Source organism: Autumnicola musiva (genome assembly GCF_031846585.1).
GTDB classification, from domain to species: domain Bacteria; phylum Bacteroidota; class Bacteroidia; order Flavobacteriales; family Flavobacteriaceae; genus Autumnicola; species Autumnicola musiva.
In genome coordinates this window covers 82,533-102,818 of the sequence record NZ_JAVRHK010000011.1, presented here as the reverse complement: position 1 = coordinate 102,818, position 20,286 = coordinate 82,533, and the positions used below count along the sequence as shown (strand labels likewise).

Below are 20,286 nucleotides of genomic sequence, written 5' to 3'. Positions count from 1 at the left end.
AATTTTCTACTGGTTTGTTTCTGTATAATAGATTCTGAGCTTTAATCGTTTTTCTTCATCATCGGCCAGATTACCGTATAATACGGTTCCTTCCGGGGAAAGTACAGAAACTGCAGGAACAGTTTCTACTTCTCCACCTCTAACACCGGACTGGTAAGGACCCGATATACTACCGTTACTGCTTCTTAGAACCACACTATTAATGTTTGGCACTATTACCAGTCCTAATCTTACATTATCGGCATCTTCATTAAGAATATTATTTACATGCTGGGTAAGACGTACAGTGTACCTCACACCAGTCTCGTCTGCATCTCTTTCCAGCCTCGAAGAAAAACTGGTTAAAGAATTTGAAGGATCTGCTGCATTAGTACCGGTGTCGTAACTGTAATCCACCAGAATGGTATTATTCTCAAGATTATATAAATAAATGCGCTCCGGCTCCCTTATGCCTTCTACCGCAGCCTGATTAACATAAAAGCTAAGATTGGCTTCATTAATAAGCCAGTTATTTTCCCTTAACTGCTCCAGTTCCCCTTCATTTTGAAAAAGCTCAATAATGGCCATACTGCCTTCCCCACCTTTCAGGTAAAGGTTCTCTGCCCCCAATTCTGAATTGGACTGCTGAATATTCTGAAGAATTTCATCAGGATATTCTCCTTCAAAGGTATTTACAATATTAGCTCCTAAAGTAAATCTATAACTGCTTCTTACCAACGTGTCTTCCTCTCCTTCAACTTCCTGGAGCTGTTTATAATAAAGCGTTACTCCCGCATCACTACTGCCGAAATTAAGTAACGACATATGTCCGGCCTGATTTACGGCTTCTGCTTTAATAAAAAGCCCTCTAAGGTAATTCCTGAAGTTAGAATTATTAGATAATTCCGCATCACCTTCCCTGTCCAGAATCTTTTCCTGAAAATATTCCACAGGCAACTGCAGTCTCAAAGCTGGTGCCGAAACTACAGTATCACTTTCAGCATCGGCAGCCGGTTCATAAGACACAACTGCACGGTTTGAAGGCACAAAATTATCATTTTGATACAACTCCTCACCTCTTAAATTTTGCTCAATCAGATTCTGTTGATTAGAAAAATATTGCTGCCTGTCTTCAAATCCAGAATCGGGATCATAATCATTCAGATAATATCCAGATTCATAGACTGCTAATTTTATTGGTGAAGCAGGGTTGCCATAAATAGAATCAAGTGCGTATTCCACCTCATCATTTTCGGAACCTTCTACCGTAGAGCTAAAATATGGTATTCTTAGCACCACACTATCCAGTACCGGTTCGGTTCCAAAATTGGGATTAGCGGTTGTAAGAGAAAGTTGAGCAGTAATGCTTGCCTCACTTAAACCGTATAATTCGTTATTATACGCTCCCAATAGATAAGCCGGTTGATTGTTGGTTTGAACTGTATCCAATTTCTTAGACCATGCGGTAACTTCTGTCTCTAACATTTCCACGTTGGTAGGATTCTCTATAACTTCGCCACCCACGGTACTGTAATCTTCGTCACACGCAAAAAAAGAAAAAACAACAACAGATAATGTTGTTATCTTTACCATTAACCTTTTAAAATTCATTAGCTGTAATTTACTGTTTTAGGACTTTGGTATCATAAAAATCCTGATAAGCCTGAGCAAACTCCTCTCTGTTTTTATAAGGAAGAACTGGTTTATTGAGCCTGTTTACATAATTTTTTAATTCATCGGGAACCTCGTCCCCACTAATAATAATGGCATCAGAATTATCTACTGCCGTCTTTATTAGATTTACATAGTTGGGCTCTTCAAGATGTTCTACACTTTTATCTTCCATCCCGTCAAACAGGACTTTTTCCTGCATCTCTGTATTCAACGTATTATCAAAGCTTTGATTGTAAATAGAGGTCACTATTTTTGCATCACCAAACAAAGGCTCATTCCCATAGTAATTCCTTAAGTAGAGTGGCAGCAGAGATGCCAACCAGCCATGAACATGAATAATATCCGGAGACCAGTTTAGCTTCTTAACGGTTTCAATTACCCCTTTAGCAAAAAATATCGCCCTTTCATCATTATCATCAAAAAGATTTCCGTCTTCATCGGTAAGAGTAGCCTTTCTTTTAAAATAATCTTCATTATCAATAAAATAAACCTGCATTCTTTCTTTTGGAATAGACGCCACCTTTATTATCAGCGGCATATCCAGATCATTTATCACCAGATTTATTCCTGAAAGCCTTATTACTTCGTGTAATTGGTGCCGCCTCTCATTGATATTCCCAAACCTTGGCATGAAAATACGAATTTGACCACCTGCATTATTAACCATTTTTGCGGCTTCAAAGGAGGTTGATGAAATTTCGGTTTCAGGCAGGTAGGGTATAACTTCAGAGGAGACGTACAATACTCTCTTATCTTTCATAAAATCTTTGCTTTAAATGCGATTGCGAATAAAAAACACGCAAAATTACAAAAATTTATGCAGATTGCTAGTAATATCTTAAGTTTGCACGCTGTTAATTTTATAATAAAATGCAGATTTTTAAGGAAAAAGAAGCTTTAAAACGTACTCTGAATACACTTCGATCTGAGGGAAATATCATTGGGCTGGTCCCTACTATGGGAGCGCTCCATGAGGGCCATTTCTCACTAGTAAAGGAAGCCTTAAGGAGCAGTGACCAGGTGGTGGTAAGCATCTTTGTTAATCCAACCCAGTTCGATAATCCTGAAGATCTGGATAAATATCCCCGTACGCTGGAAAAAGATCTTGAACTTCTGAAAAAAGCACATGAAGATCTTATAATTTTCACCCCTAATGCCGTGGAATTGTATGGTGAGCGTGTAACTTCAGAACATTTCAATTTTGAAGGCCTGGAAAAGGTAATGGAAGGAAGATTCCGAAACGGGCATTTTGATGGTGTAGGTACTGTTATCAAACTTCTCTTTAGTATTATTGAACCTCATAAGGCCTTTTTTGGCGAAAAAGATTATCAGCAATTACAGATTATCAGAAAATTAACTGAAAGACAGCAGCTTCCCGTTGAAATTATTGGTTGCCCTATTTTAAGGGAAGATTCCGGCCTTGCAAGGAGCTCCCGCAATGAACGACTAAGTAAAGTACACCGGGAAAAAGCAGCTTTCATTTACCAAACCCTGCTGAAAACCAGGGAGATGTTTGGCACAAAAAGTGCAGAATATGTCACCCGGTGGGTTGAAAACCAATTTCAAAATTATCCATTCCTTAAGCTGGAATATTTTGAAATTGCCAACACCAAAACATTAAAAAAAATTAATCGAAAACGAAAAGGGAATCAATACAGAGCTTTTATTGCCGCTTATGCCGATGATATTAGGTTAATTGATAACATGCCTTTAAATAATTAATTCTGCAAATGCAAGTTCACGTAGTAAAGTCTAAGATTCACAGAGTTAAAGTTACAGGTGCCGATTTAAATTATATTGGCAGCATTACCATTGACGAGGACCTTATGGACGCCGCCAATATTATTGAAGGCGAGAAAGTACAAATTGTTAACAATAATAATGGTGAAAGACTGGAAACCTATGTAATTCCCGGCCCGCGAAATTCTGGGGAAATCACCCTGAATGGAGCTGCAGCAAGAAAAGTGGCCAAAGGAGATATTTTAATCCTTATCACTTATGCTGTTATGGATTTTGAGGAAGCAAAAAGCTTTAAGCCTTCCCTGGTGTTCCCTAATGAAGAAACAAACCTTCTCTCTTAGCCTTTTGAAGCAGAAATTAATCAAATTATTGAAAATTATACTCCCACTTTCCCTGGGTGTTTTTTTAATTTGGTATTCAATACAAAGCGCTACCCCACAGGAACGGGAAGAATTAATAAATAATATTCTAACGGCAAATCCACTCTGGATACTCCTGTCGTTTTCTCTTGGTACACTTTCCCACCTTTCACGCGCTTATCGTTGGAAATTCCTCCTGGAGCCACTAGGTTATAAACCGCGGTTTATAAATAGCTATATGGCGGTAATGGCCGGCTACCTTGCTAATCTTGGCATTCCCCGGTCTGGCGAGATGCTGCGGGCGGCAACACTGTTTTCTTATGAAAAAGTGCCGTTTGAGAAAGGATTTGGTACTATTATCTCAGAAAGAATTGCAGATCTCCTGGTATTGCTGATTATTGTTCTGATTACCCTTGCTATCCAGACTGAAGTTTTACTCTCTCATTTTGAAGCCAGTAATATAAACCCCATACTTAGTATTGGTATTTTGCTGCTGCTTATTACTGCAGGTGTTCTGGTGCTACAATTTATTAAAAGATCCACCTGGAAGATAGCTGTCAAAATTAAAAATATGGCAAAAGGACTGCTGGAAGGAATGCGGAGTATTTTAAAGATGAAGAAAAAATGGGCATTTATTTTTCATACCATTTTTATCTGGGTAATGTACATTCTTATGTTTTACGTAATAATTTTCACTATACCCGAAATGGCCAACGCAGGCCTGGGAGCAATAATGGCAGCCTTTGTGGTAGGATCTTTTGCCGTTTCGGCAAGTAACGGTGGTATTGGAGTTTACCCCGTTGCCATTGGTGCCGTTCTTATGGTCTACGGAATTTCAAAACAGGGCGGCGAAGCTTTCGGCTGGATTGTATGGGCAACACAAACCTTTCTCGTCCTAATATTGGGTGGTTTATCCTTCATTTTCTTGCCTGTTTTAAATCAGAAGAAATAAATACCTATCTTGTGTCGGTAAACACCTACACCTATGATAAAAAAATTACTACTATTTACAGTAGCTGTACTATGCCCCGTATTAAGCTCTGCTCAGGTTATTTATGAAACAATTTCTTCCTTGAAACTCCAGGAAGACAGGGAAATTAAAATACAACTCCCCCGAAATTACGAGGAAAACAAAGAAAAGCGTTATCCTGTTGCAATTGTACTGGACGGGGATTATTTATTTGAACCCGTTGCAGGAATAGCCGATTATTACTCATATTGGGAGGAAATCCCGGAAATGATAGTTATAGGAGTTAACCAGGATGGTACACGCCGGCAGGATGCTTCTTACGATGAAAGGCAATTTTTACCTGCTAAACAAGGTGCTGCTTTTTTCGAATTCCTGGGAATGGAGCTTTTGAATAAAATTGATGAAAAATACAGAACCTCTACTTTCAGGATTATAGTTGGCCATGATTTTACTTCAAATTTTATCAATTATTACCTGCTAAAGCCAAACCCTGTTTTCCAGGGATATATAAATTTAAGCCCGGACCTTGCTCCCGAAATGGCAAACAGGGTCACCAGTGCCCTTGCTACGGCCCAGTCTAAAAAATGGTATTACCTGGCCACCGGCAGTGAGGACATTCCACAGTTACAAGAGAGTATATTTTCATTCAGCAATCAGCTAAAAGGGATAAATAATGAGCTCGTTTCTTTCAAATTTGAAAATTTTGAACACGCCACTCATTATTCCCTGGTGGGGAAAGCTATTCCTTCAGCTATGGAAAGTATTTTTGAGGCATACAGGCCCATTTCTCAAAAAGAATTTAATGAAGTTCTGCTGCAAACTTCTGTCTCCCCCACTGCCTATCTTAAGGACAGATATGAAAGCATAAATAATCTCTTCGGAATAGAAAAGCAAATAAGAATAAATGACTTTATGGCCATTCACCAGGCAATAGAAAAAACCCGGCGCTGGGACGAATATAAAGAACTTAGTAAGCTGGCCGCCGATAACTTCCCGCGTACCATGCTGGCCACCTACTTTGAGGCCCGTTATGAAGAAGAAACCGGAAACCCAAAAAAAGCCATGCGCACCTATCAAAATGCATATGGACAACAAAAAATTGCTTTTTTAACCGTTGATTTTATGATGGAAAAAGCCAATGCAATTAAAAGAGATTTCGGTTATTAGCATGAAAATAGAAAAATGGCTAAAGTCAAAACCTCTTTTTATTGCCAGAATTGTGGCGCCCAATATTCAAAGTGGCAGGGCAGGTGCACATCCTGCGGAGAGTGGAATACCATTGTAGAAGAAGTTGTTCAAAAGCCTGACGCCAAGGACTGGAAATCTCCCGCCGCAAAAGAAGCAAAGAGAATTTCAAAACCCTTAAAAATTGCTGAAATTGAGAATGCCCCGCAATACCGATGGAAAACGGGAAACAATGAATTAGACAGGGTTTTGGGTGGCGGACTCGTGCCAGGCTCATTAACCTTGCTTGGGGGTGAGCCGGGAATTGGAAAAAGTACATTGATGCTCCAAATCTCCCTTCAGTTTAAATATAAAGTGCTTTACGTTTCAGGAGAAGAAAGCCAGCAGCAAATAAAAATGCGTGCGGAGCGTATAGATCCAAATCCCGCCAACTGCTATATCCTCACCGAGACCAAAACTCAGAATATCTTCAGGCAAATAGAAGCAATATCTCCTGAAGTGGTTATTATAGACTCCATACAAACCCTACACAGCGATTATATTGAGAGTTCCCCGGGAAGTATTTCACAAATCAGGGAATGTACAGCCGAACTTATAAAATTTGCCAAGGAGAGTTCGGTCCCGGTGATTCTAATTGGCCATATTACCAAGGAAGGAAGTATAGCCGGACCAAAGGTACTGGAACATATGGTAGATACTGTTCTTCAGTTTGAAGGCGACCGCAACCATGTTTACAGAATTTTGCGTGCCCATAAAAACCGTTTTGGTTCTACGCATGAACTCGGGATTTATGAGATGCAGGGCAGTGGCTTAAGGGAAGTCACCAATCCTTCTGAAATTCTTATCTCCAAAAACGATGAAGATTTAAGCGGCACCGCCATTGCCGCCACCCTTGAGGGTATGCGCCCGCTTATGATAGAAATCCAGGCTTTGGTAAGTACGGCCGTCTATGGCACCCCGCAACGCTCTACCACCGGTTATAATGCTAAAAGGCTGAATATGATCCTGGCAGTTTTGGAAAAAAGGGCCGGATTCAAACTGGGAGCAAAAGATGTTTTCCTGAATATTACCGGCGGAATTTCTGTAGACGATCCGGCTATAGACCTTGCTGTTGTGGCTGCAATTTTAAGTTCAAATGAAGATATTCCGGTACCAAAAGATGTATGCTTTGCTGCCGAAGTAGGCTTAGCCGGGGAAATTCGTCCTGTAACCCGTGTAGAACAGCGTATTATTGAAGCTGAAAAACTCGGCTTTGCCATCATATTAATTTCCAAACAAAGTAAAGTGCCGGCTAAAAATTATCAAATAAGGATTATTAAATTAGCTAAAATGGAAGATGTAGTGAGTCATCTTTTTGGATAATCTGGCACAATTCGTGCTAATAATGTGCTGAAAAAGAAAAACATATGCAGTATTTGAAGGTTTTGAGTATTTTGGTGGCACTGCTGGTAACTATAAGTTGCTCCCAGTTAAATAAAGCTTCAGATTATATTACAAATCCATCTGCCAAAGTTATATACAAAAGAGATTTTAATGTCTCAGATAGTCTTTTCCGGCTTTGGGAAAATCAGGTAGAGCTGGCGTTACAGGATAGTGTGCAGGTAGAAGTACCTTATCAGGAAAAAGGCCTTTTTCTCCCCCGCACTTTTCCTGTTTATTCTTACGAAGTAGACCTTGCCCCCGGTGAGCTTTTTAAGCTTAAAATAAAAACCGATTCGCTTAAAGAACTTGTTTTTATAGATATGTACCGGGAAACCGGCGACAGCATTAACAGGTACAAAAAAGTGGAAAGTGCGTCTTTTGGAGAGAAAACTTTCAATTTTGAAGCAGAATCTGAAGGGAAATATAAAGTGGTGCTTCAACCGGCAATAGAAGCACATTCTGCATTTTTACTGAAAATGACCAAAGCTCCGGTATATACCTTTCCTGTAGCTTCGGGACGTAATGAATCCATACAAAGTTTTTGGGGAGATCAACGCGATGGCGGCGCACGTAACCATGAAGGAATAGACATTTTCGCCAATCGCGGTACCCCTGTACTCGCAGCTACTTCCGGAAGAATAACCTATACCGGTGAAAAAGGCCTTGGCGGGAAACAGGTGTGGCTTAGAGACAGCCGTCGCGGTCAATCCCTTTATTACGCTCACCTGGACAGTATAAATCCCCTTCCCGGTAGCGTAAAAGCCGGCGACACTTTAGGGTTTGTAGGTAACACCGGCAACGCCAGAACCACTCCACCACATCTTCATTTTGGAATTTACAGAAACTTTGAAGGTGCTATCAATCCGCTGAAGTATGTTTTTCAGCCAAAGAATATTGAAAGTGAAGAGGAATTAACCTCAGCTATTCCGCATAAAATTCTAACCACGGCCGTAAGGGCTAACTTGCGGAATAAACCCACCACATCCAATTCAAGGATTATTGGTTCCTCTAAAGCCAGTGACACCTTAAATATTTTAGGAAAATCAAATGACTGGTATCACGTAAGGACTCCGCAGAAAAAAGCCTCTTTTATCCATCAGAGCCTGGTAACTCCCATATAATATTATGGAGCCGGATTAGGAATAGCTTCATGTACTTCATTTATTTCCTCCAGAATTTCTTCGGAAAGAACCACATCTATACTTTCAATATTTTCAGAAAGCTGTTTAATATTTGTTGCTCCAATAATATTACTCGTCACAAAAGGCTGCTGATTAACAAAAGCCAGAGCAAGGTGAGTAAGGCTTAAATCATATTTAACTGCAATTTCCTTATATGCTTTGGTAGCCGCCACAGCCTGGTCTCCGGAATATCTTTTATACTGCGGAAACAGAGCCAGACGGGTGTTTTCTTTAATCCCGTTAAGATGCTTACCGGTTAAGGTGCCCATTCCAAGCGGGGAATATGGCAACAAACCAACATTTTCCCGGTGACAAACTTCTGTGAGGCCTATTTCATCTTTACGGTTCAACAAATTATAAGGGTTTTGAACCGTTATAACTTTTGAAAGATCGTTCTTTTTGCTTTCTTCAAGAAAACGCATCAAACCGTAGGCTGTTTCATTAGACAGGCCAATATGGCGTATTTTGCCAGCCTTCACCATTGCATCCAGATTTTCCAGGACTTCTTTAAAATTATCTTTCCATTCCTCCTGCTCATAGGTATAACCTCTTTTTCCAAAAAAATTGGTTTGCCGTTCCGGCCAGTGTAACTGATAAAGGTCCAGGTAATCTGTTTGCAGTCGCTTTAGACTATTATCCACGGCTTCCTGAACAGCCGCTTTATGAAATCCAAGATCCTTCCTAATATGGGAAACCATATCTCCGGGACCCGCAATTTTGGAAGTCAGCACAATGTCTTCCCTTTTTCCTGTTTTCTTCAGCCATTTGCCAATTATTTCCTCGGTTCTTCCCTGTGTTTCAGCTTTTGCGGGTACAGGATACATTTCTGCTGCATCCAAAAAATTCACCCCCTGCTCCAGGGCATAATTTATTTGCTCATGCCCTTCAGCCTCGGTATTTTGCTGGCCCCATGTCATTGTACCAAGGCATATTTTACTAACTTCTATATTGGTATTGGGTAATTTTGTGTATTTCATTTTTTCGTTTTTCTGAAAGACCTATTGGGTTCTTATATCATTAATTCCCCGGACTCTCTACAATTTTTCTTTAGCCTAAGCACGTATTCACACTTGCAGGGTTTTAAAAACCCTGCAGAAGAAGTTTCCTAAATCCTCTATTATTCTGCTTCATTCAGGAGTTTATTAATCTCGTCCAGTTTGGGAGTAAGAATTACTTCTATCCTGCGATTTTTTGCCCTGCCCTCAGCAGTATCATTACTGGCTACAGGAGCGTATTCTCCCCTTCCCGCAGCAGTAAGGTTTTGAGGATCAATATTGTTATTTTCTTTTAAAATCTGAACTATTGCCGTTGCCCTTTTGGTGGATAAATCCCAGTTATCTTTTAACTGGCCGCTGCCACCATAAGGCACATTATCGGTATGGCCTTCAATAAGCACCGCAATATCCTGGTTTTGTGCTAATACCTGCCCAAGTTGCTGTACAGCTTTTCTACCTTCAGCATTTACCGCCCAACTTCCGGAATCAAAAAGCAATTTATTCTCCATAGAAACATAAACCTTTCCGTTTCGTTGCTCTACAGTTAATCCTTTTCCTTCAAAATTGGTCAATGCTTTTGAAATGGCATTTTTAAGGGCATTCATTTTGGCATCTTTTGCAGCTATAAGGCCTTCCAGCTCATCTATTCGCCGGGAGCGTGCCTGCAAATCCTTCTGAAGTTTTTCCAGACGTGTCTGCTCGGCAGCCAAAGTGCTTTCTTTTTCCTCCAATTGTGCAAGCAGTTCCCGGTTTTGTCTGGAGTTTTCAGCAATTGCTGCGGAACTGTTCTGCTCCAGGGCATCATAAGAATTTTTCAGTTTCTCATATTTTGAAGTAAGGCTAGAAAGCTCTTCACTTAAATTGTCCCTTTCAGCAGTAAGATTTGCATGTTCCTCCTGAAGGCTTTCATACTCCTGCTGCATCTTCTCATAATCCCTTATTTCATCTGCCATCTCCCTGTTTTCACGGGTAAGATCGGCATGTTCTCTTTCCAGCTCGTCATATACCTTTGAAGATACACAGGAGCTGAGCATTAAAGACATTGTAACTAGTAAAAGAAAAGATTTTTTCATCATATTTTGTTATTCGAGTTCAAGTAATATGGGGCAATGATCACTGTGATATGCCTCCGGTAATATAACGGCACGTTTCATCTTTTCTTGTAAAGGCCGGGCCACTAAATTATAATCTATGCGCCAGCCTTTGTTATTATTACGGGCATTTGCACGGTAACTCCACCAGGAATACTGGTGCGGTTCTTCGTTAAAGTGCCGGAAGGAATCTACGAAGCCACTATCTAAAAAATTACCTATCCATTCCCGCTCTACCGGTAAAAATCCGGAAACATTTTTTAACCTCACCGGATCGTGAATATCTATAGCTTCATGGCAAATATTATAGTCTCCGCAGATTACAAGATTTGGAATTTCCAGTTTTAGCTCATCTATGTATTTCTGAAAATCTGCCATATACTGCAGCTTGTGTTCAAGCCGTTTGATATTAGTGGCAGAAGGGAGATATAAGCTCATGACTGAAAAATCCTCAAAATCGGCCCGAATGTTCCTGCCTTCATGATCCATGTAATCTATACCGGTTCCATAAGCAACATTCTTTGGCTGGGTTTTGCTTAAAATTGCAACCCCGCTGTAGCCTTTTTTAGTTGCCGGATACCAATAATGATTGGGATAGCCGGCTTCTTCAAATTCTTCCAGGTTAAGCTGTTCAGGCTGTGCTTTTATTTCCTGCAGGCATACAATATCAGGTTTTGCCTGTTGCAGCCAGTCTAAAAAACCTTTTCTTACCGCGGCACGAATACCGTTTACGTTATAGGAAATAATTCTCATTAAAATGATTTTGCTCAAAAATAAGCCTATCCCGAAGAAATACCAATTTCAACCGGAAAGCATTAATTATGGTTTTTAAAAATCAGGATTTAAAAGATTATCTTACTATAAATCGTTTGACTTTACCCGCTTCCCGGGTGCCCACACGAAGAAGATAAACTCCTTTTGCCGCATAAGACATATCAAAAGTATAAGTATATGCCTCTCCATTGAAGTTCATACTATTTTCAATTAATTTCTGGCCCAGCATATCATGTACAGTAATGCGCAGGGGCGCTTCAAAATTGGCTTCAAGGCGTGCACGGTATATCCTGCTGCCTTCTTCCCCGGGCATCATGCTTATTACTTTTAATTCAGCCTCATCCAGGATAAAATCATCAATATCCAGGCTGCTGTCACGAATATTAACAGAATAATCGTGGGTGGTTCCATATTCCATTACATCACATGGAGCATTAAGATCACCCTCATAAGAAGTGTCCCCTGCCCTTATACGCAATAAATGCTGTCCTAATGGCGCATTTCCAGGTATGGAGAAATCTTCGGAAACAGGAGTATTGGCTTGAGGAATAACTACTGAAGTGATTAATCGTTCATCATCTTCAAAAACGGCATTATCATTAAAATCTATCCACATTGAAAATTTTTCATCATTTTGTCCGGTTTGTGTAAAAATGGATTTAACCGTTACTGTAAAATTATCCTCAGAACGATCCAAATCTGCTGTGAGGCTAATAAAATCAATATAGCCGTCATCACAAGGAATACGTTCATTCAAAGCATTGGCAAGTTCAAAATAAAAAAGTCCGTCGCCAAAAGAACAATCTGAGCCTTCAGGAATACAATTAAGATTAGCGATAGACTTTACCTCGGGATCATTCGTGGGATTAAAATCGTCCTGAAGATGGGTGCTCGCCACAACCCTATACCTGCCGGAAGCTTCAATACTGGCTTGCTGGCTAAAAGTATAAACCTCATTTTCACCAACTCCTACAGTTCCCGTAAAAGTTTCGGTTACACTAAAATTATCACCAATTTGATAAGAAACCGGAAAATCAGATTGTGGTTCTCCTCCAAAATTTTCAATAGTAATTACCACTTCTTCACTGTCTGTTAAATCCTGGCCGGTAACCGGAACATCTATAGAAGTAACCCCAACATCTTTTGGCGGCAGGTTTCTTATTTCGCTAACTAAAGTATCATTATCAGGGTTCTCATCATTAACCAGCCCTGTGACAAAAGTAACCTCATAGGTTTCTCCCACTTCAGAAAAATCGGCCGTTTGTGTAAATGTAAATTCTGTGGAAGAAGTAGCCGGAATAGTTTGTGTGAAAGTTTCAGTCACAGTTTCTTCCCCTTCTATAGTATAACTCACCGGAAAACCGGATTGCGCATTTTCTCCGAAGTTTCTAATCCTCACAGAAATCTCTTCAGCATCTCCAAGGCTGGCATCCTGCGGTGTAACCAAAGAAATTACACCTATATCATTTTCATCTTCGGGAGCAATTCTAAATACCCCTACCCGGTTTTTACGCTGTATCCCCTCAAAATATTCGGCGTTGTGCCAAAAGGTAACATTATCTTCAGGATCTACAGTAAGATGGGCATAATCTCCATACCTGCTGCTGGGGTCTGGATCTTCACCTTCCACAATGCTTTGTTCCTCGAGTGTCATTATACCTAATTCATCACCGGCATATCTGCCAGTGTAACGTATGGATGGATATATAGGATTCTCCGGGCTGTCATCAAGAATAGTAAAACCCAAACCTATATTTCCCATTTCATCTATTCCTATACTACCGCTAAACCTGTCACTCTTATCCGGAGCATAAGTTCCTTCCTGGTAAACAGACCACGGCCCACCCTCATCTTGCTGCCGGAGTTCGTACCAGCGTATTCCGGCATGTTCTGCAGCAGTAAAATCTATATCTACCACAAAGTTCATCACTACTGAATTATATCCATTAAACCTCCTGTAGGGGGTCATATACATCATGGTGGCCTGTAGTGCATCAATTTCGGGTGCATCGCCAGGTTGTGAAAGATTGCTGAAAGCTCCACCGTCAAAAGTAGCCGAAAAAGGTGAAACTCCCTGTGCTGCCCCTAACTCCTGAGATTCAGAAATAGTAGAACTTACCGGGTCTTCCCAATTAATATTCACCAGCCAAATTTTTAAATGATCCTGTGCCACTCCGGCCCAGGCATCGTCCTGCATGAAAACAATTGGTGAATTTCCACGGGGAGGAGGAATGTCTCCTATAGCATGTAAACCGGCGGGACTGTAAAAGCCGTTGGTTTGAATTCCCGGTAATGGAAAGGAAACTATGCCGGCCACTTCGCCTTGTAACATCTGATCCCGCTCCACCACATAAATCACCTGACTTTCATCTGCCGTATTTGAGTTTTTGTTCGTGGTGATGTAATAACCGTCTCCCCAGATTGAAATTTTTGGATAATCGGGTAATACTTCGTTGGTGGTAAACCTGTAGGTGTACCAGCCATCGTTTAAAGGATCGGGGCCTCTGGATACAGCAATTAAAAAACTTTCCGGGGTATCGCTAAACTGACTAATAAGATAACGATCTGCGAATTCATCATAAACTACAATTGGATCTCCCAGGGTTTCATTGGCAAATTCACCGCCAATACTGGCAAGGGAAGCCGGCTCCATTAATTGATTTCCCTGTTTATCCCAAATTGAAAAAGCAGAATTCCATGCATTTAAATAATGATTGGGCCCTGCAACTCCCGTTGGATCTGTTGGAGTGGAACGTGAACTTACCGCCTCATAAGAAAGAATAGGCGCTTTAGCAGGAATATTACCTTTTTTGCTTTGAACTGCCGGATCTTCAGTTTTTGGAAGCCCCTTTCCCGGCACCACTTTATTGATTCCGCGGTTACGAGGATTATATATTTTAAATTCTGAAGATGGTGGCACCAGTTTCCTCTTAGAAATGGGTGAAGAGGGAACTGCACGGGCAGAATCAACATATATTGGCCCGGATCTTTCTCTTTTCTGCGCTGTAGCTTCAGAGTGAAAAATAAAAACAAGAATAAAAAGAAAAAATATATTTCTCAACATAACAGCAGTGTCTTCAAATGCGCCTTAAAAGTAGGTAATCCTGAATTATTTTAAGCCAAAGAGGCAACTAAAAAATAATTGCCTCTTTCAAATAATAATGATAATATTTAATTACTAATTAAAGTTTAAGCCAGTTTCTAAAATCAGTCTCTTTTCTTATAATTGCTGTAAGTTCTGAGATTTTCACTCTTTTTTGTTCCATAGAATCCCGGAATCTTACAGTTACGGTTTTATCTTCCAAAGAATCATGGTCTACCGTAATACATAGGGGTGTGCCTGCTGCATCCTGACGGCGATAGCGCCTACCAATAGCATCTTTTTCATCATATTGCACTTTAAAATCCCATTTCAATTCGTCTACAATTTCCTGCGCAAGCTCCGGCAGCCCGTCCTTTTTCACTAAGGGTAAAATAGCTGCTTTTGTTGGCGCAAGTACGGCCGGCAATTTAAGTACTGTCCGGCTGCTTCCTCCCTCCAGTTCTTCCTCCTTTAATGCTGCAGAAAGTACCGAAAGGAACATACGATCCAGTCCTATAGAAGTTTCAATTACATACGGCACATAATTTTCCTTTAATTCAGGATCATAAAAACGCAGTTTTTTCCCTGAATGTTCCTCGTGCGCTTTTAAATCAAAATCGGTACGGGAATGAACTCCTTCAAGTTCTTTGAAACCAAAAGGAAAATCAAATTCTATATCTGCTGCGGCATTGGCATAATGTGCCAATTTATCGTGATCATGAAAACGGTAATTTTCCTGCCCAAGACCAAGGGAGTAATGCCATTTAAGGCGTACTTCTTTCCAATGTTCATACCACTTCAACTCGTCTCCGGGACGCACAAAGAATTGCATTTCCATCTGTTCAAATTCACGCATTCTGAAGATAAACTGGCGCGCAACAATTTCATTTCTGAAGGCTTTACCTATTTGGGCAATTCCAAAAGGAATTTTCATCCTTCCGGTTTTCTGAACATTCAGGAAATTTACGAATATCCCCTGTGCAGTCTCAGGCCTGAGATATAACTGGGTAGCCGATTCTGCTGATGCACCCAGCTTAGTTCCGAACATCAGGTTAAACTGGCGCACTTCGGTCCAGTTTCTGGAACCTGTTTCAGGATCGGCAATTTCCAACTCTTCAATAAGGGCTTTAACATCGGCCAGATCTTCATTGGTAAGCGACCTTCCCAGGCGTTCCAGTATTTCCTTCCGCTGACCTAAATATCGCATCACACGCGGATTTGTGGAAGTAAACTGCTCCTCATCAAAATCTTCCCCAAAGCGTTTTTTGGCTTTATCAATTTCCTTTTGCGCTTTCTGGAGAAGTTTTTCAGCATAGTCTTCTACCAAAACATCTGCCCGGTATCGCCTTTTTGAATCTTTATTGTCAATTAGAGGATCATTGAAAGCATCTACGTGTCCGGAAGCTTTCCAGGTGGTAGGATGCATAAGGATAGATGCATCAATCCCCACAATATTCTGATGCATTTGCACCATACTTTTCCACCAGTAATCCTTGATATTTTTCTTTAATTCGGCGCCGTTTTGTCCATAATCGTAAACCGCGCTTAAACCGTCGTAAATTTCGCTGGATGCAAAAATGTAGCCATACTCTTTAGCATGTGAAATTACATTTTTGAATAAATCGTCGTTTTTTGCCATAGAAGCAAAAATAAAAAAACCTCCCTGATATTTATCAAGACGGCCTTTATTTTTAGTTTTTTAATTATCTAAGGCTAAAATTTGAAGTGCCAATTAAATAAGGCCCGGAATATACATATACCTTATAGGATCCTTCAAGAAGCTTGTCTTCACTTGCATTGGCAAGAATACAAACATCAAGCTCTTCATTTTCATAAAAAACTTTTGAAGTGGCACTGTAAACCATTACCCCGCCTTGATGTTGCACGGCAATTTTATCACCTACCAGTTCATTTTCAGGATTATATACCTGGACATACAGATCTTTTTCTCCGGGTTCAGCCAAATCATTCCCTGAAATTGTAAAGCAGACCCTAATCTGGTCTACCCTTCTTGTTCTGTCATTTTCAACAATCTTACCGCTGTTCCTTACAATTACACCTTCTCCCCTAAGGCTGGTAATTTGCAATCTGGATGCACGGTTTACCTTATTGGCCAGACTCTGATTGGTTTCCTGAAGGGAATCTGAAATGCGGGTGCGTTCTTCCAGTTGTGTACTGGTACTATCTAAAGAAGTGGCTAAGAGTTGATTTTGAGCACTTAAACTGTCCACTACCCTAAATAACCTGTCTTTCTCTGCTCTAAGATTTCCTATCTCTCTTCTGAATCGGGCAATAAGAGCAATATTAGCCTCATTGTCTTTAACAGAATCCAGCAATCTGGTAATTCTTTCCCTTGCTTCAATCATATTTTGATCAAGCACTTCATTCTCCTCAATTGCATCATCATATTTAATAATAAGATCATTTAATTCATTTTCTATGGATGCTTTTTCGGTTTGAAGAATCTGCTGATTCTCTTTTTCTTCATTATAAAAACTGATGGTGTAGATTGCAAGAGCTATAAGTGCAACAGCCAGTACTCCAGCCAGAATTTTTAATGCTTTATTACTATCCTTATTCTTATTGCTTTCTTCAGTAACCATAAATTTGTATTTAGTTTGTAAATTTAGTTTTTAACCGAATAATACACAATGCATTAACAAATGTTTGACGATTTGGCAAATTTATTCTATCCTGAAACATGCAGCTGTTGTAACGGGGAGCTTTCCAAACATGAAAATACTGTTTGTACCGGATGCATTCATGATTTGCCTCTTACCAACTATCACCTGACTCCCGACAATCCAGTAACAAAAACTTTTTACGGCCGTGCTTCTATAGAAAACGGCACATCCCTCTTATTCTTCAGAAAAAAGGGAATGGTTCAAAACCTTATCCATAACTTAAAGTATCGTGGCCATGAGGAAGTGGGTTCTTTCCTGGGCAACTGGATGGGCAGCCTTCTTCAGGAAAATGCCAGTTTTCAGGATATAGATGCCGTTGTCCCCGTTCCCCTGCATAAACGGAAATTAAAAACCCGGGGCTATAACCAGGTAGAGCAGTTTGCCCGTAAAATTGCTTTAAAGCTTGATGCACAATATTTAGAAAATGTTTTAGTAAAAAGATCTCCAACAGGAACACAAACCCTTAAAAACCGACTCTCCAGGTGGGGAAATATGGAAGAAATTTTCCTCCTGCAAAACACGGAGCTTTTAGAAAACAAACATGTGCTACTTGTTGATGATATAATTACCACCGGTGCCACCCTGGAAGCCTGCACCAATAAGTTAAAGCAAATAAACGGCGTAAGAGTAAGCATTGCCACAATGGCTTTTACGGCCTGATAGCTACAATAAAATTCAAAATAATCGTTTCTTTGCTATAAATCTTTTTTTGCAATGAAATACAGGATTCCCAGCTTCATTATTGTTATTCTCCTCCTTTGCACCCTTGTGCAGTGTGCGAAAAAAGGAATGCCGGAAGGAGGTCCTGAAGACGAGGAGCCGCCAAGATTTATAAGAGCAAATCCTGAGAATTTTACCACAAATTTTGATGAAGAGGAAATCCGGATTTTCTTTAACGAGTATGTAAAACTGGAAAATCCCCAGCAGCAAATTATTATTTCTCCTCCTATGGACCCAAGGCCTTCTATCCTACCATTAGGAAGCGCCCGGAAAGATGTGAGAATTGAAATTTTTGACACCCTGGAAGAAAACACCACCTATACCATAAATTTCGGGAAGAGTATTACAGACAATAATGAAGGAAATCCACTCCATTATTTCAAATATGTATTCTCCACCGGGGATTATATCGATTCCCTGGAGGTAGGAGGAACTGTTGAGGATGCCTACCTCAAAAAACCGGCAGATTTTATCTCCATTTTTCTATATGAAGTAGATTCTACTTTTTCTGATTCCGTAGTGTATAAAAAAACTCCTAGATACGTAACCTACACGCTGGACAGTACCAATATTTTTAATCTGGAAAACCTGAAGGCAGGAACTTACCAGATGCTGGCCGTGCAGGACAACAACGATAATTACCTTTTTAATCCGGCAAAGGAAAAAATAGGATTTATAGAAAATCATATCACTATTCCTACAGATTCTACTTACCAGATCACCATATTTCAGGAGAAACTGGATTTCGAAATACAGCGTCCAAAGCAACTCAAAGGTCAGCAAATCTTGTTTGGTTACGAAGGCTCCGCCAACTTGGACAGCATACGTATTGAACCTCTTACCCCTCAGCCTTTCGGCTTTGAGTCCAGAATTGTTAAAGATAGAAAGACCGACTCCCTGTACTATTGGTATAAGCCTAACATAGAAACAGATAGCCTGGTTTTTGAAGTAATTAGTCCCGGCGGCAGAAGGGACACTCTTATTACAAGAATTACAGAAATGGAAAGAGACTCCCTTAAAGTAACTGCGGAACCTTCCGGAAATATAAACTTTGAGCAGAATGTGGTATTAAAAGCAAACACACCCCTTATTTCCAGTGATGAAAGCAGGATCACTGTTCTTGATAAAGACTCTGCCGCCGTTTCTTTTTCTACAGATTTAAGATTGCTGGAAAACGAACTTCATATTTCATTCAACAAAACTGAAAGCAACAAATATGTAGTGCAGGCATTGCCGGGTACGGTAACAGATATGTTTGAAGCCACAAACGATACCATCACACAACGAATAAGCACCAAGGCACTTTCAGATTTTGGTAATCTCACTTTCAGGCTTCAGAATGTAGAGGAATATCCTGTTATTGCTCAACTCACTAATTTGAAAGGTGAAGTGATGGCTGAAATATATTCAGAAGGAGAAAATGTGGTTGAATTTAAAAATTTGAACCCGGGTGAATTTTTTATGCGCCTGGTTTTTGACCGCAATGATAACAAAAAGTGGGATACGGGAGATTATCTTGAAAAAAGGCAACCGGAACGTATAGAATACTTCCCGGACACACTTGAAGTACGCGCCAACTGGGACCAAAACGAACAGTTTATTTTAGAATAAATTCATCGCGGTCCAGCAAAAACTTGAACTGATTGCGGGTTTCCTCTAAATGCGAATAATCCAGCTCTAATTCTAGAGAAAAAGGTTCTTCCACACCTGCCTCGTTAATAATATTTCCCAGGCAATCATATGCAGCACTATGTCCATTATATTTATGACCGCCCCCATCTATTCCCGTTCGGTTAACACCAACGCAATAGCTCATATTCTCAATCGCACGTGCTTTCAGTAAAGCATCCCAGGCAGCTATCCTTTTTGCGGGCCAGTTAGCCACATAAATCAGCAAATCATATTCTTGAGTGTTCCTGGAAAACACCGGAAACCGCAGGTCATAACATACCAGCGGACAAATTTTCCAGCCTTTGTACTCTACTATCAACCGTTCTTTTCCTGCGGTATAAGTTTGATCTTCTTTTGCCAATGTGAATGTATGGCGTTTGTCATAGATTTTATAAGAACCATCTGGATAAACAAAAAAGAGCCGGTTATAGTAATTGCCATTTTCAGTAATAATAACACTTCCGGAAATCGCAAGGTTTCTTCTTTTTGCCAGTTCCTGCATCCATAGCAAAGTGGGGCCATTGGTTTCTTCCGCCAGAATTTCGGCATTCATACTAAAACCCGTGGTAAACATTTCAGGAAGAACCACTAAATCCACATTTTCAGAGAGTGCATTAATTTCTTTACTGAATAAACTCCTGTTATTTTCTGAATGCTCCCAGTTTAGATTCACCTGAAGCATTGCAATATTTAAATTTTTGGCCATACGTAAAGTTATTAAAATTTAAGATTTTGCTGCCAATTCGTTGTTAAATGATT

17 protein-coding genes are annotated in these 20,286 nt (G+C 40.2%); 8 read left to right on the top strand and 9 right to left on the bottom strand.

From position 1 onward, the window contains the following. Positions 1–6 precede the first annotated feature (6 nt). The gene (gene bamH / locus RM539_RS14260) at positions 7–1,590 is read right to left on the bottom strand and encodes a BamH family beta-barrel-assembly machinery protein (protein WP_311504089.1); all 1,584 of its coding nucleotides are present in this window, start codon (positions 1,588–1,590) and stop codon (positions 7–9) included. A gap of 10 nt (positions 1,591–1,600) precedes the next feature. After that, positions 1,601–2,413, bottom strand: a complete 813-nt coding sequence (locus RM539_RS14255) for a glycogen/starch synthase (RefSeq protein ID WP_311504088.1) — start codon at positions 2,411–2,413, stop codon at positions 1,601–1,603. Positions 2,414–2,523: 110 nt separating this feature from the next. Between RM539_RS14255 and panC the strand changes: the two genes are divergently transcribed. Genes panC through RM539_RS14225 form a run of 6 tightly spaced genes read left to right on the top strand, consistent with a single transcriptional unit; the run spans position 2,524 to position 8,450 of the window. Then, a complete protein-coding gene (panC, locus tag RM539_RS14250) occupies positions 2,524–3,375 on the top strand; it encodes a pantoate--beta-alanine ligase (protein ID WP_311504087.1) in 852 nt (283 codons plus the stop codon). 8 nt (positions 3,376–3,383) lie between these two features. Next, positions 3,384–3,734 carry an aspartate 1-decarboxylase gene (panD, locus tag RM539_RS14245; protein ID WP_311504086.1) on the top strand — a complete coding sequence of 117 codons (351 nt, stop codon included), beginning with the start codon at positions 3,384–3,386 and terminating at the stop codon, positions 3,732–3,734. A 28-nt stretch (positions 3,735–3,762) separates the two neighbouring features. Further along, on the top strand, positions 3,763–4,704 hold the full coding sequence (locus tag RM539_RS14240) for a lysylphosphatidylglycerol synthase transmembrane domain-containing protein (protein WP_311504085.1): 942 nt from the start codon (positions 3,763–3,765) through the stop codon (positions 4,702–4,704). A gap of 33 nt (positions 4,705–4,737) precedes the next feature. Beyond that, a complete protein-coding gene (locus RM539_RS14235; RefSeq protein WP_311504084.1) occupies positions 4,738–5,889 on the top strand; it encodes an alpha/beta hydrolase in 1,152 nt (383 codons plus the stop codon). Positions 5,890–5,904: 15 nt separating this feature from the next. Then, positions 5,905–7,269 carry a DNA repair protein RadA gene (gene radA / locus RM539_RS14230; RefSeq protein WP_311504083.1) on the top strand — a complete coding sequence of 455 codons (1,365 nt, stop codon included), beginning with the start codon at positions 5,905–5,907 and terminating at the stop codon, positions 7,267–7,269. A 44-nt stretch (positions 7,270–7,313) separates the two neighbouring features. Further along, positions 7,314–8,450 carry a peptidoglycan DD-metalloendopeptidase family protein gene (locus RM539_RS14225; RefSeq protein ID WP_311504082.1) on the top strand — a complete coding sequence of 379 codons (1,137 nt, stop codon included), beginning with the start codon at positions 7,314–7,316 and terminating at the stop codon, positions 8,448–8,450. A 2-nt stretch (positions 8,451–8,452) separates the two neighbouring features. Here RM539_RS14225 and RM539_RS14220 read toward each other — a convergent pair whose 3' ends face one another. The 6 genes from RM539_RS14220 to RM539_RS14195 form a co-directional block, all read right to left on the bottom strand. Then, entirely contained in the window at positions 8,453–9,487 is a 1,035-nt protein-coding gene (locus tag RM539_RS14220) for an NADP(H)-dependent aldo-keto reductase (protein ID WP_311504081.1), read from the bottom strand. Between the two features lie 140 nt (positions 9,488–9,627). Beyond that, positions 9,628–10,581 carry an OmpA family protein gene (locus RM539_RS14215; protein WP_311504080.1) on the bottom strand — a complete coding sequence of 318 codons (954 nt, stop codon included), beginning with the start codon at positions 10,579–10,581 and terminating at the stop codon, positions 9,628–9,630. A gap of 6 nt (positions 10,582–10,587) precedes the next feature. Next, complete coding sequence (locus RM539_RS14210) at positions 10,588–11,349, bottom strand: exodeoxyribonuclease III (protein WP_311504079.1); 762 nt, start codon at positions 11,347–11,349, stop codon at positions 10,588–10,590. 97 nt (positions 11,350–11,446) lie between these two features. Continuing rightward, positions 11,447–14,434 carry a T9SS type A sorting domain-containing protein gene (locus tag RM539_RS14205; RefSeq protein ID WP_311504078.1) on the bottom strand — a complete coding sequence of 996 codons (2,988 nt, stop codon included), beginning with the start codon at positions 14,432–14,434 and terminating at the stop codon, positions 11,447–11,449. A gap of 118 nt (positions 14,435–14,552) precedes the next feature. Then, positions 14,553–16,091 carry a glycine--tRNA ligase gene (locus RM539_RS14200; RefSeq protein WP_311504077.1) on the bottom strand — a complete coding sequence of 513 codons (1,539 nt, stop codon included), beginning with the start codon at positions 16,089–16,091 and terminating at the stop codon, positions 14,553–14,555. A 64-nt stretch (positions 16,092–16,155) separates the two neighbouring features. Next, positions 16,156–17,055, bottom strand: a complete 900-nt coding sequence (locus RM539_RS14195; RefSeq protein WP_311504076.1) for a DUF8428 domain-containing protein — start codon at positions 17,053–17,055, stop codon at positions 16,156–16,158. A gap of 72 nt (positions 17,056–17,127) precedes the next feature. Between RM539_RS14195 and RM539_RS14190 the strand changes: the two genes are divergently transcribed. After that, positions 17,128–17,796 carry a ComF family protein gene (locus tag RM539_RS14190; protein WP_311504075.1) on the top strand — a complete coding sequence of 223 codons (669 nt, stop codon included), beginning with the start codon at positions 17,128–17,130 and terminating at the stop codon, positions 17,794–17,796. Positions 17,797–17,850: 54 nt separating this feature from the next. Further along, entirely contained in the window at positions 17,851–19,467 is a 1,617-nt protein-coding gene (locus tag RM539_RS14185) for an Ig-like domain-containing domain (RefSeq protein ID WP_311504074.1), read from the top strand. Here RM539_RS14185 and RM539_RS14180 read toward each other — a convergent pair. Then, complete coding sequence (locus RM539_RS14180) at positions 19,454–20,233, bottom strand: amidohydrolase (RefSeq protein WP_311504073.1); 780 nt, start codon at positions 20,231–20,233, stop codon at positions 19,454–19,456. The genes RM539_RS14185 and RM539_RS14180 overlap by 14 nt on opposite strands. Positions 20,234–20,286 lie beyond the last annotated feature (53 nt).

Coding starts and splice junctions, on each gene's coding strand:
- RM539_RS14195 (WP_311504076.1), bottom strand. CDS start 17,055: ATGGTTACTGAAGAAAGCAATAAGAATAAGGATAGTAATAAAGCATTA.
- panC (WP_311504087.1), top strand. CDS start 2,524: ATGCAGATTTTTAAGGAAAAAGAAGCTTTAAAACGTACTCTGAATACA.
- RM539_RS14225 (WP_311504082.1), top strand. CDS start 7,314: ATGCAGTATTTGAAGGTTTTGAGTATTTTGGTGGCACTGCTGGTAACT.
- RM539_RS14185 (WP_311504074.1), top strand. CDS start 17,851: ATGAAATACAGGATTCCCAGCTTCATTATTGTTATTCTCCTCCTTTGC.
- RM539_RS14180 (WP_311504073.1), bottom strand. CDS start 20,233: ATGGCCAAAAATTTAAATATTGCAATGCTTCAGGTGAATCTAAACTGG.
- RM539_RS14210 (WP_311504079.1), bottom strand. CDS start 11,349: ATGAGAATTATTTCCTATAACGTAAACGGTATTCGTGCCGCGGTAAGA.
- RM539_RS14205 (WP_311504078.1), bottom strand. CDS start 14,434: ATGTTGAGAAATATATTTTTTCTTTTTATTCTTGTTTTTATTTTTCAC.
- RM539_RS14200 (WP_311504077.1), bottom strand. CDS start 16,091: ATGGCAAAAAACGACGATTTATTCAAAAATGTAATTTCACATGCTAAA.
- panD (WP_311504086.1), top strand. CDS start 3,384: ATGCAAGTTCACGTAGTAAAGTCTAAGATTCACAGAGTTAAAGTTACA.
- RM539_RS14255 (WP_311504088.1), bottom strand. CDS start 2,413: ATGAAAGATAAGAGAGTATTGTACGTCTCCTCTGAAGTTATACCCTAC.
- RM539_RS14215 (WP_311504080.1), bottom strand. CDS start 10,581: ATGATGAAAAAATCTTTTCTTTTACTAGTTACAATGTCTTTAATGCTC.
- RM539_RS14220 (WP_311504081.1), bottom strand. CDS start 9,487: ATGAAATACACAAAATTACCCAATACCAATATAGAAGTTAGTAAAATA.
- bamH (WP_311504089.1), bottom strand. CDS start 1,590: ATGAATTTTAAAAGGTTAATGGTAAAGATAACAACATTATCTGTTGTT.
- RM539_RS14235 (WP_311504084.1), top strand. CDS start 4,738: ATGATAAAAAAATTACTACTATTTACAGTAGCTGTACTATGCCCCGTA.
- radA (WP_311504083.1), top strand. CDS start 5,905: ATGGCTAAAGTCAAAACCTCTTTTTATTGCCAGAATTGTGGCGCCCAA.